This is a genomic window from Azospirillum sp. UFLA03-27, from assembly GCF_059803775.1.
This window is the reverse complement of record NZ_JAUQTX010000215.1, coordinates 1-11,354: the sequence shown is the minus strand read 5'-3', so window position 1 is coordinate 11,354 and position 11,354 is coordinate 1. Positions and strand designations below refer to the sequence as shown.

Here is an 11,354-nt window from a genome sequence, read left to right as displayed (position 1 = left end):
GCGTATAATCGTCGGCAGCGTCAGATGTGTATAAGAGACAGCCCCTACACCCGCGCGCTGTTCCGCAGCATCCCCCGCCTCGACGGCCCGGTGGACGAAGAGCTTCCGGCCATCGAGGGCCAGCCGCCCAACGTCGCCCGCCTGCCGCCGGGCTGCGCCTTCGAGCCGCGCTGCACGGTCGGCCGCGGGCGGGCGGACTGCTGCACCCGGCGGCCGCTGCCGCTGGCCGGCGACCGCTCCGGCCACCGCAGCGCCTGTTTCCACGAAGACCTGCCCGACCGGAAGGAGGCCATCCGATGAGCGACACCCTCTCCGCACCGCCTCCGGCTCTGGAACTCGTCGACGCCACCCGCGTCTTCACCCGCCGCGGCGGCCTGTTCAAGAAGGCCGGCAAAGCGGTGCGGGCGGTGGACGGCGTGTCGCTGACCATCCGCGCCGGCGAAACCCTCGGCCTCGTCGGGGAAAGCGGCAGCGGCAAGAGCACGCTGGGCCGCCTCGCCCTGCGGCTGGTCGAGCCGACCAGCGGGCGGCTTCTGGTCGACGGGCGCGACGTGACCGGCGTGTCGAAGGCCGAGATGCAAGCGATGCGGCGCGACATCCAGATGGTCTTCCAGGACCCCTACGGATCGCTCGACCCCCGCGTCACCATTGGCCAGAGCATCGCCGAGCCGCTGAAGGTTCACGGGCTGTGGGACAGCGACGGGCCGCAGAAGGTGGCCGGGGTGATGAGCCTCGTCGGGCTCGACCCCTCGCACGCCGACCGCTACCCGCACCAGTTCTCCGGCGGCCAGCGCCAGCGCATCGGCATCGCCCGCGCCCTGACGCTCGACCCCAAGATCCTGGTGCTGGACGAGCCGGTGTCGGCGCTCGACGTGTCGATCCAGGCGCAGATCATCAACCTGCTCCAGCGCATCCAGCGGGAGCGCGGGCTGTCCTACCTGTTCATCGCCCACGATCTGGCGGTGGTCCGCCACGTCAGCCACCGCATCGCTGTGATGTATCTCGGCAAGGTCGTCGAGATGGCGGAGCGCGACAACCTCTACCGCCGGCCGCTGCACCCCTACACCGTCTCGCTGTTGGCGGCGGTGCCCATCGCCGACGTGCGGATGCGCAACCGCCGCCGCACCTCGGTGACGATGGGCGAGATCGGCTCGGCCACCAACGTGCCGCCGGGCTGCCGTTTCCATCCGCGCTGCTACCGGGCGCGGCTGGTCGCGGCGGCGGGCGGCGTGCCCACCGAGCGCAGCGGCGACGCCCTGCTGCCGCGCGCCTGCCTGATCGACCAGCCCGCGTTGAAAGCCTGCGGCGGCACCGACCAAGTCGCCTGCCATTTCCCCGAAACGCCGGAGACCCGGTCCGAGGTCGCCACGGCGGTCCTTCAGGACATTGGCTATCCGCCCATCCGCACCATCCCCCTGCAATCGGCTTAAGGATCACCCCATGTTCAGCGTCACCGACGAACTCAAGGACAACTATTCCGGCGTCTTCCAGAACCGGATCGGCTTCGGGCGGAAGGCCGCCATCATCTCCATCGACTTCATCGACTTCTACACCCAGCCCGGCGCCCCCTTCTTCGGGCAGGGTGTGGTGGACGCGACGATCGCCAGCGTGCCGCTCTACGCCGCCGCCCGCCGCGCCGGCCTACCGGTCATCTACACCAAGGTCGTCTATGACGCGGCCGGGACCGAAGGCGGCATGTTCGTCAAGAAGATCCCGGCGTTGCGCGCCTTCACCGCCGACAACCCGCTGGCCGAGTTCGACGCCCGCGTGACGCCGGAGCCGCAGGACGTCGTGCTGGTCAAGCACCATTCCTCCGCCTTCTTCGGCACGCCGCTCAGCACCATGCTGCGCGTGATGGAGTGCGACACGGTGATCCTCACCGGCTGCTCGACCAGCGGCTGCGTGCGGGCGACGGCAGTGGACGCGGTGTCCCACGGCTTCCGCGTCATCGTCCCCGCCGAATGCGTGGGCGACCGCCACCAGTCCCCGCACGATTCCGCCCTGTTCGACATGAACGCCAAGTACGGCGACGTGCTGCCGGTGGCGGAGGTGATGGCCTACGTCGAGAAGCAGGCCGTGGCCGTGGCCGCCTGATCCCGTTCCTCCGTCCCTGACCCCATCCGAACTGTCCATCTGAACTGTATGGAGCGGTGGCGCGCCCGCGGCCGACCGGCGGGCGCGCCCCTGAGCAATCTGCCGACATGATGTCCCTTTCCAATCCCCTCCAGTGGTGCCTGCTGGTGGGGTCGACCCTCCTGTTCACGGCCCTGTTCATGGTGGCCGGCCTTCCCGGCGCGACGCTGCTCGGCCCGATGGCGGCGGCGATCCTGCTGGGGGTGCGCGGCGCCTCCATCGAGCTGCCCAAGCGCTTCTCCTGGCTGGCCCAGGCGCTGACGGGGGGCGTCGTCGCCCGGTCCATGGACGTGACCATCCTGCACGACGTGGCGCTGCACTGGTTCCCCATGCTGATGGCGCTGTCCACGATGCTGGCCGGCGCGGTGCTGGTCGGCTGGCTGCTGGAGCGGTCGGGCCGCTTTCCCGGCGGCACCGCCTTGTGGGGGACCATGCCGGGCGCCGCCCCGGCGATGATCGCCATGGCCGGCGATTTCGGCGGCGACCCGCGCTTCGTCGCGGTCATGCAGTATCTGCGGGTGATCGTGGTGGTCGTCCTGGCCTCGCTCGTCTGCCATTTCCTGCTGGGCAGCGTTCCGGTCCCGATCGCCGCTCCTGGCGCTGTTCCCGCGCCGTCCGCCTCCGTCGCCTCGACGCTGGCGCTGGTGGCGGTCGCGCTGGCCGGCGGCTGGGCCGGCACCGTGACGCGGCTTCCGGCGGGCGCGCTGCTGGGGCCGATCCTGCTCGGCGGCACGCTCAACATGACCGGGCTGGTGGTGCTGGACTCGCCGTCCTGGCTGATCGCCGTCGCCTTCACGATCATCGGCTGGACGACCGGCCTGCGCTTCCGGCGGGAGCTGCTGCGCGATCTGGTGGCGTCGGTGCCGCTGATGCTGCTGTCCACCTTCGGTCTGGTGGCGATGTCGCTCGGCTCGGCCTGGCTGCTGGTCACGCTGACCGGCAAGGACCCGCTGACCGCCTATCTGGCGACCAGCCCCGGCGGGCTGGACTCGGTGACGGTGGTGGCGCTGGGCAGTGCCGCCGACGTGCCCTTCATCCTCACTTTGCAGACGCTGCGGCTGTTCGGGACGATCCTGATGAGCGTTCTGCTTGTGCGATTCCTGCGCCGCCGATAGAACGCGGTCTCTTGCCTCGCCATTTTCCAACCGCCGGCACCCGAAGCTCCGGCCGGAGGACACCGTGACCCCGTTCAGCGATGAGAAGGCGACCGGGACCGTCCGGTCCGAGCAGGTCGGCTCCATCATGACCGCCCTGCGCAACCGGGTGCTGGAGGGCAAGCTGCTCCCCGGCACCAAGCTGAAGGAGGCGGAGCTGGCCGCCCAGTTCGGCGTGTCGCGGACCCCGATCCGCGAGGCGCTGGTGGCGGCGGAGCGGGAAGGGCTGGTCACCTACGAGACCAACCGCGGCTACACGGTGCGCCAGTTCACGCGGCGTGATCTTCTGGAAAGCTATGAGATGCGCAGCCTCCTGGAGGGGCACGGCTGCCGCATCGTGGCCGAGCGCGGCCTGCCGCTCGACGTGGAGCGGGCGCTGCGCAACGGCCTCGACCGCGCCGAGGCGCTGATCGCCGGCGACAGCCCGCTGGAGGGGGAGGCGCTGGAGCAGTGGCGCCTGCTGAACCAGCGCTTCCACACCACCCTGATGGGGCTGGTGCCGAGCGGGCTGTTCAACCGCTCCTTCCAGACCGTCTACCGGGTCCCCAAGATCTACGACGTCCTCGAGATGGAAAAGGACGGCCCCACGCTGCGCCAGTACAACGAGGAGCACCGCCGCATCCTCGACGCCATCGCCCGCCGCCAGAGCGGGCGTGTGGAGTTCCTGATGCGGGAGCATCTCCAGGGGCCGTGCGATATGCTGCTCCGCCGGATGGAGGAGACGCCGGGCGGATGAGGGGGCGTGTCGCGGTGCTGACAGTGCCCCCACCCTAACCCTGCACCGCTATCGCAAGGGAGGGAATGACCGCCGCTTCGCAGAAGGCATCCTCTCCCGCGAAGCTCTCGCGCAAACCGGAGATTTGCGCTGACGCGGCAGGCGGACCTTTGGTCCGCCGAGAGCGGGGGAGCGCCGGGGTGGGGGCAAGAGTCTCCATCTCCCGCCCACCCGGCATATACGCCGTCTATACGACAGACCCTCTTCCGCCCCCCTCGAATCTATACGCGCCTCGGGCGCAGCCTGATCGTGCCGGACACAGCCGTGCCGGCATCCGATCCACGCTGACGCGCGCCCGGTTCCAGCCGGGTGCGCCCCGGAGGCAACCATGCTGGACATCATCGCGCTGGCGATCACCGCGGCCTTCTTCGCCGCGTCCATCGCCTATGTGCACGCCTGCGACCGCTTGTGAGGGAGGGCGGGCCATGATCGTCGATTACGCGCTCGGCGGCCTCGTCGTCGCCGGGCTGCTGGGCTACCTCGTGTACGCCCTGATCCGCCCCGAACGGTTCTGAGGAGACTCCCATGACCGTCAGCGGCTGGATTCACATCCTGCTCTTCGCCGCCCTCGTGGCCGCCGTGGCGCGCCCGCTCGGCGGCTACATGACGCGGCTGTTCAACGGGGAGCGCACGCCGCTTTCGCCGCTGCTCGGCCCCGTCGAGCGCGGACTCTACCGCTTGGCCGGGGTGGACGCGAAGGCGGAACAGCATTGGGTGACCTACGCCGTCGCCATGCTGCTGTTCAACGTCGCCGGCCTGCTGCTGCTCTACGCGCTGCAGCGCCTCCAGGGCGTCCTGCCCCTGAACCCCACGGGCATGGCGGCGGTCCCCGCCGATCTCGCCTTCAACACCGCCGCCAGCTTCGTCACCAACACGAACTGGCAGAATTACGGCGGCGAAAGCACGATGAGCCATCTCGTGCAGATGGCCGGGCTGACCGTGCAGAATTTCGTGTCGGCGGCGACCGGCATCGCGCTCGCCGTGGCGCTGGTCCGCGGCTTCACCCGCAGCGGGGCGCGGACGGTCGGCAATTTCTGGACCGACCTGACCCGCGGCACGCTCTACCTGCTGCTGCCGCTCAGCCTGCTCTACGCGCTGTTCCTGGTCTGGCAGGGCGTGCCGCAGACGCTGGCCGGGACGGTGGATACGACCACGCTGGACGGCGTCAAGCAGACCATCGCGCTCGGCCCCGTCGCCTCGCAGGAGGCGATCAAGATGCTGGGCACCAACGGTGGCGGCTTCTTCAACGCCAACTCCGCCCATCCCTTCGAGAATCCGAACGCCCTGACCAATCTGGTGCAGATGCTGTCGATCTTCGCCATCGGCGCCGGGCTGACCAACCTGTTCGGGCGCATGGCCGGGGACGAGCGGCAGGGCTGGGCCATCCTGGCCGCCATGGGCCTGCTGTTCGTTATCGGCGTCGCCGTCGTCTACTGGGCGGAAGCCCAGGGCAACCCGGCCTTCGCCGCTCTCGGGCTGGACAACGCGGCTGGCAACATGGAGGGCAAGGAGACCCGCTTCGGCATCGCCATGAGCGCCCTGTTCGCCGCGGTGACCACGGCGGCCTCCTGCGGAGCGGTCAACGCCATGCACGACAGCTTCATGCCGCTGGGCGGCATGGTGCCGATGGTCAACATGATGCTGGGCGAGATCATCGTCGGCGGCGTCGGGGCCGGTCTTTACGGCATGCTGCTGTTCGCCATCGTCACCATGTTCGTCGCCGGGCTGATGGTCGGGCGCACGCCGGAGTATCTGGGCAAGAAGCTTGAGGCGAAGGAGGTCAAGATGACCATGCTCGCTGTGCTCTGCCTGCCCTTGATGATGCTGGGCGGCACCGCCTTCGCCGTGGTGCTCGACACCGGCCTCGCCTCGCTCGCCAACGCCGGACCGCACGGCTTCTCGGAGGCGCTCTACGCCTACGTCTCGGCGGCGGCGAACAACGGCAGCGCCTTCGGCGGGCTGTCGGGCAACACGCTCTGGTACAACCTGACGCTGGCCGCCGGGATGCTGGTGGGCCGCTTCCTGGTCATCGTGCCGATGCTGGCGGTCGCCGGCTCGCTCGCCGCCAAGACGCGCAGCGCGGCGTCGGCCGGCACCTTTCCGACCCACGGCGGCCTGTTCGTCGGGCTGCTGGCCGGCGTCATCCTGATCGTCGGCGGCCTGACCTTCTTCCCGGCGCTCGCCCTCGGCCCGGTGGCCGAGCATCTGGCGATGCGCGCCGGCCTCCTCTTCTGACCGGGGACCCTCCATGGACACCCATTCGAAAACCGCCACCCGCACTCCGGCCTCCACGCTGCTGGACCCGGCCATCCTCCTGCCCGCCATCGCCGGCTCCGTCCGCAAGCTCGACCCGCGGGTGATGGCCCGCAACCCGGTGATGTTCTGCGTGGAGGTGGTGGCGGCGCTGACCACGCTGCTGTTCCTGCGCGACCTCCTGACGGGCGCCAGGCTGACGGGCGCCGGGGGGATCGGCTTCTCCCTGCAGATCGTGCTGTGGCTGTGGTTCACCCTGCTCTTCGCCAACTTCGCGGAGGCGGTGGCGGAGGGCCGCGGCAAGGCCCAGGCGGCCAGCTTGCGCCGCACCCGCACCGAGACCACCGCCAAGCGGCTGGCGGGCGAGGGCTGGGAGAGCGTTCCGGCCACCCTCCTGAAGCCCGGCGACCTTGTTCTGGTGGAGGCGGGCGACCTCATCCCCTCCGACGGCGAGGTGGTGGAGGGCGTGGCCAGCGTCAACGAGGCGGCGATCACCGGCGAATCCGCCCCGGTCGTCCGCGAATCCGGCGGCGACCGCTCGGCGGTGACCGGCGGCACGCAGGTGATCTCCGACTGGATCAAGGTGCGGATCACCGCCGCCCAGGGCAACACCTTCCTCGACCGCATGATCGGGCTGGTCGAGGGCGCGCAGCGGCAGAAGACGCCCAACGAGATCGCGCTGAACATCCTGCTGGCCGGCATGACGGTCATCTTCGTCATCGCCGTGGCGACCATCCCCAGCTTCGCCGCCTACGCCGGCGGGTCGGTCGGGGTGCTGGTCCTGGCCGCGCTGTTCGTCACGCTGATCCCGACCACCATCGGCGCGCTGCTGTCGGCCATCGGTATCGCCGGCATGGACCGGCTGGTCCGCTTCAACGTGCTGGCCATGTCGGGCCGGGCGGTGGAGGCGGCGGGCGACGTGGACACGCTGCTGCTCGACAAGACCGGCACGATCACGCTGGGCAACCGTCAGGCGGCGGAGTTCCTGCCGATTTCCGGCGTCGCCGACCGCGATCTCGCCGACGCCGCCCAACTCGCCTCGCTGGCCGACGAGACTCCGGAGGGCCGCTCCATCACCGTCCTGGCGAAGGAGAATTACGGAATCCGCGCCCGCGACATGGCCGGTCTGCACGCCCGGTTCGTGCCCTTCACCGCCCAGACGCGGCTGAGCGGCATCGACAGCGACGGCGTGACCATCCGCAAGGGTGCGGTGGACGCGGTGCTGGCCCATGTGCGGACCCTCGGGCAGGGCACTGCCGCCCAGGACAACACGGTCACCGCGCTGCGCTCCGATCCCGCCCTGGAGGCGGCGGTGCGCGAGGTGCAGGCCATCGCGGAGCGCGTCGCCAAGTCCGGCGGCACGCCGCTGGCCGTCGCCCGCGACGGCCGGCTGCTCGGCGTCATCCACCTGAAGGACATCGTCAAGGGCGGCATCCGGGAGCGCTTCGCGGCGCTGCGAAAGATGGGCATCAAGACGGTGATGATCACCGGCGACAACGCGATGACCGCCGCCGCCATCGCGGCGGAGGCCGGGGTGGACGATTTCCTGGCCCAGGCGACGCCGGAGATGAAGCTGCAGCTGATCCGCGACGAGCAGGCGCGGGGCAAGCTGGTCGCCATGTGCGGCGACGGCACCAACGACGCCCCGGCGCTGGCCCAGGCCGACGTCGGCGTGGCGATGAACACCGGCACCGTCGCCGCCCGCGAGGCCGGCAACATGGTCGACCTGGACAGCGACCCGACCAAGCTGATCGAGATCGTGGAGATCGGCAAGCAGCTGCTGATGACGCGCGGCGCGCTGACCACCTTCTCCATCGCCAACGACGTGGCGAAGTATTTCGCCATCATCCCCGCCATGTTCCTGGCCTTCTACCCGCAGCTGGGCGCCCTGAACGTGATGGGGCTGGCCAGCCCGGAGAGCGCCATCCTGTCGGCGATCATCTTCAACGCGCTGATCATCGTGGCGCTGATCCCGCTGGCGCTGCGCGGCGTCGCCTACCGCGCGGTGGGGGCGGCGCGGCTGCTGCGCCGGAACCTGCTGATCTACGGGCTGGGCGGCCTGATCGTGCCCTTCGTGGGGATCAAGCTGATCGACCTGATCGTCAACGCCATCGGCCTCGTGTGAGGAACCCGCCATGATCAAGGAACTGCGTCCCGCCCTCGTCATGATCGCCGCGCTGACCGTGGTGACCGGGCTGATCTACCCGCTGGCCGTCACCGGCATCGCCCAGGCCGTCTTCCCGCATCAGGCCAACGGCAGCCTGATCGAGCGGAACGGGACGGTCGTCGGCTCCGCCCTGATCGGCCAGAGCATGACGGGGGAGGGCTATGTCCACGGGCGCCCCTCCGCCACGCTGGGGCCGGACCCGTCCGATCCGTCGAAGAGCGTGCCGGCGCCCTACAACGCCGCGGCCTCCGGCGGCTCCAACCTCGGCCCGACCTCCCAGGCGCTGGCCGACCGGGTGCGCGCGGAGACGGAGCGGCTGAAGGCCGAGAATCCGGGCGTTCCGGTGCCGGTCGAGCTGGTGACGACCTCGGCCAGCGGCCTCGACCCGCATCTGTCGCCCGCCGCCGCCGACTTCCAGGTCCCCCGCATCGCCCGCGCCCGCGGCCTGACGGAGGCCCAGGTCCGCGCCCTGGTCACCCTGAACACCGAGCCGTCGCCGCTGGGACCGCTGGGGGAGCCGGTGGTCAACGTGCTGCGGCTCAATCTCGCCCTCGACGCCGCCACGGCGACGCATTAGCTGAAGGTCAACAGGCGGCCCCGCTCCGTCTCCCGCGCGGGCAGGGGAGGGGCCGGGGCCGCCGATCCGTTCCGAAAGCCGCCCCCGATGCCGAACGACCGAACCGCCGCCGCCGCCCGGCCTTCGCCCGAAGCGCTCCTGCGCGAAGCGGCGCGGGAGGGGCGCGGGCGGCTGAAGCTGTTCCTGGGCGCCGCCCCCGGCGTCGGCAAAACCTACGAGATGCTGCTGACCGCCCAGGCCAAGCGGCGCGACGGGGTGGACGTGGTGGTCGGCGTGGTCGAGACGCATGGCCGACGCGAGACCGAGGCGCTGCTCGCCGGGCTGGAGGTCATCCCCCGCCGCAAGGTCGAGTACAAGGGCCGCCGGCTCGACGAGATGGACCTCGACGCCATCCTCACCCGCCGCCCGGCGATCGTGCTGGTGGACGAGCTGGCCCACAGCAACGCCCCCGGCAGCCGTCACGCCAAGCGCTACCTCGACGTTGAGGAGATCCTCGCCGTCGGGATCGATGTCTACACCACCATGAACATCCAGCATGTGGAGAGCCTTAACGACGTCGTTGCCCGGATCACCCGCGTCCGCGTGCGCGAGACGGTGCCGGACTCCATCCTCGACCGGGCCGACGACATCGAGGTCATCGACATCACGCCGGACGACCTGATCCAGCGGCTGAAGGACGGCAAGGTCTATGTCCCGCGCACCGCCGAGCGGGCCATCCGCCATTACTTCTCCCCCGGCAACCTGACGGCGCTGCGCGAACTGGCGCTGCGCCGCACCGCCCAGCGGGTGGACGAGCAGTTGCTGACCCACATGCAGGCCCACGCCATCGCCGGCCCCTGGGCGGCGGGGGAGCGGCTGCTGGTCTGCGTCAACGAGGACCCGGCCTGCGCTGCCGTGGTCCGCTACGCCCGCCGTCAGGCGGAGCGGCTGCGCGCCCATTGGACCGCACTGCACGTCGAGACTCCGCGCAGCCTGCGCCTGAGCGAGGCCGAGCGCGACCGCATCGCCGACGCGCTGCGGCTGGTCGAGAAGCTGGGCGGCGAGGCGGTGACCATTCCCGGCGGCGACGTTGCCGGCGCGGTGGTCGAGTATGCGCGGACCAACAACGTCGCGCACATCGTCATCGCCAAATCCCACCGCGGCCCCTGGGCGGAGCTGCTGCGCAGCTCCATCGCCCTCCGGCTGATCCGGCAGGCCGGCGGCATCAGCGTTCATGTCATCGCCGACGATGCCGAGGAGCCGATCCCGCCCAAGACGGTGCGCACCGCGGTTCCCCGGCGCCCGGCGCTGTCCGGCTGGCCCTACGCCGCCGCCACCGGCTATGTCGCGCTGGCGCTGGGCGTCGGGAAGGTGCTTCAGCAGGTGCTCGACGTCAGCAACGTCGCGCTGGTCTTCCTGACGGCGGTGTTGGCCAGCGCCGTGACCGGCGGGCTGGGGCCGTCGCTCTACGCCTGCGTCGCCAGCACCCTGGCCTTCAACTACTTCTTCCTGAACCCGCTCTACACCTTTTCCATCGCTGATCCGGAGAACATCGTAGCGCTGTTCTTCTTCGCGGTGGTCGCGGTGATCGCCAGCAACCTGACCGCCCGCGTGCGCGCCCAGGCGATCACCGCCCGGCTGCGCGCCAAGACGACGGAGGATCTCTACGGCTTCAGCCGCAAGCTGGCCGGGGTGGTCACCATGGACGACCTGCTGTGGGCGACCGCCCACCAGATCGCGGCGATGCTCAAGGTGCATGTGGTCCTGCTGCTGCCCGACGGCGACACCGTGTCCGTCCGCGCCGGCTACCCGCCGGAGGACGAACTGCGCGAGGCCGACCTCGCCGCCGCCGTCTGGGCCTGGGAGAACAACCGGCCCGCCGGGCGCGGCTCGGACACGCTGCCCGGCGCCAAGTGGCTGTTCCTTCCCCTGCGTACCGGGCGTGGTCCGGTCGGGGTGGTCGGCATCGACACCGACACCGCCCGCACCGGCAAGCCCGGCGCCCTGCTGACCCCGGACCAGCGCCGGCTGCTCGACGCGCTGACCGATCAGGCCGCGCTGGCCATCGAGCGCGTCACCCTGGCGGAGGACGTGGACCGCGCGCGTCTGGCCGCCGAGACGGAACGGCTCCGCTCGGCCCTGCTGACCTCGATCTCCCACGACCTGCGGACTCCGCTGGCCTCCATCCTGGGGTCGGCGACCAGCCTGACCGCCTACGGTGCCGGGATGGACGAGGCGTCGCGCCGCGACCTCGCCGCCACCATCCAGGAGGAGGCCTGTCTCTTATACACATCTCCGAGCCCACGAGACTATAAC

General features: G+C 70.6%; 10 protein-coding genes. All 10 read left to right on the top strand.

What is annotated here, in order from left to right; all coding sequences use genetic code 11:
• A partial coding sequence (locus tag Q4I23_RS24910) for an oligopeptide/dipeptide ABC transporter ATP-binding protein (protein WP_498528001.1) occupies positions 1-300 on the top strand: 300 nt, incomplete at its 5' end.
• Positions 297-1,430: an ABC transporter ATP-binding protein gene (locus Q4I23_RS24905; protein ID WP_498528000.1), complete on the top strand. Its 1,134-nt coding sequence runs from the start codon at positions 297-299 to the stop codon at positions 1,428-1,430. The genes Q4I23_RS24910 and Q4I23_RS24905, both read left to right, overlap by 4 nt.
• A gap of 10 nt (positions 1,431-1,440) precedes the next feature.
• Positions 1,441-2,094 carry an isochorismatase family protein gene (locus tag Q4I23_RS24900; protein ID WP_498527999.1) on the top strand — a complete coding sequence of 218 codons (654 nt, stop codon included), beginning with the start codon at positions 1,441-1,443 and terminating at the stop codon, positions 2,092-2,094.
• A gap of 107 nt (positions 2,095-2,201) precedes the next feature.
• Positions 2,202-3,248, top strand: a complete 1,047-nt coding sequence (locus tag Q4I23_RS24895; RefSeq protein ID WP_498527998.1) for an AbrB family transcriptional regulator — start codon at positions 2,202-2,204, stop codon at positions 3,246-3,248.
• A gap of 64 nt (positions 3,249-3,312) precedes the next feature.
• Positions 3,313-4,023, top strand: a complete 711-nt coding sequence (locus Q4I23_RS24890) for a GntR family transcriptional regulator (RefSeq protein ID WP_498527997.1) — start codon at positions 3,313-3,315, stop codon at positions 4,021-4,023.
• Between the two features lie 464 nt (positions 4,024-4,487).
• On the top strand, positions 4,488-4,577 hold the full coding sequence (locus Q4I23_RS24885; RefSeq protein WP_237907488.1) for a K(+)-transporting ATPase subunit F: 90 nt from the start codon (positions 4,488-4,490) through the stop codon (positions 4,575-4,577).
• A 10-nt stretch (positions 4,578-4,587) separates the two neighbouring features.
• Positions 4,588-6,297: a potassium-transporting ATPase subunit KdpA gene (gene kdpA, locus Q4I23_RS24880; RefSeq protein ID WP_498527996.1), complete on the top strand. Its 1,710-nt coding sequence runs from the start codon at positions 4,588-4,590 to the stop codon at positions 6,295-6,297.
• A gap of 13 nt (positions 6,298-6,310) precedes the next feature.
• Positions 6,311-8,440 carry a potassium-transporting ATPase subunit KdpB gene (gene kdpB, locus Q4I23_RS24875; RefSeq protein ID WP_498527995.1) on the top strand — a complete coding sequence of 710 codons (2,130 nt, stop codon included), beginning with the start codon at positions 6,311-6,313 and terminating at the stop codon, positions 8,438-8,440.
• A 10-nt stretch (positions 8,441-8,450) separates the two neighbouring features.
• A complete protein-coding gene (locus tag Q4I23_RS24870) occupies positions 8,451-9,059 on the top strand; it encodes a K(+)-transporting ATPase subunit C (RefSeq protein WP_498527994.1) in 609 nt (202 codons plus the stop codon).
• An 87-nt stretch (positions 9,060-9,146) separates the two neighbouring features.
• Positions 9,147-11,354 (top strand): DUF4118 domain-containing protein (locus Q4I23_RS24865; protein ID WP_498527993.1); only part of this gene is annotated, 2,208 nt, incomplete at its 3' end.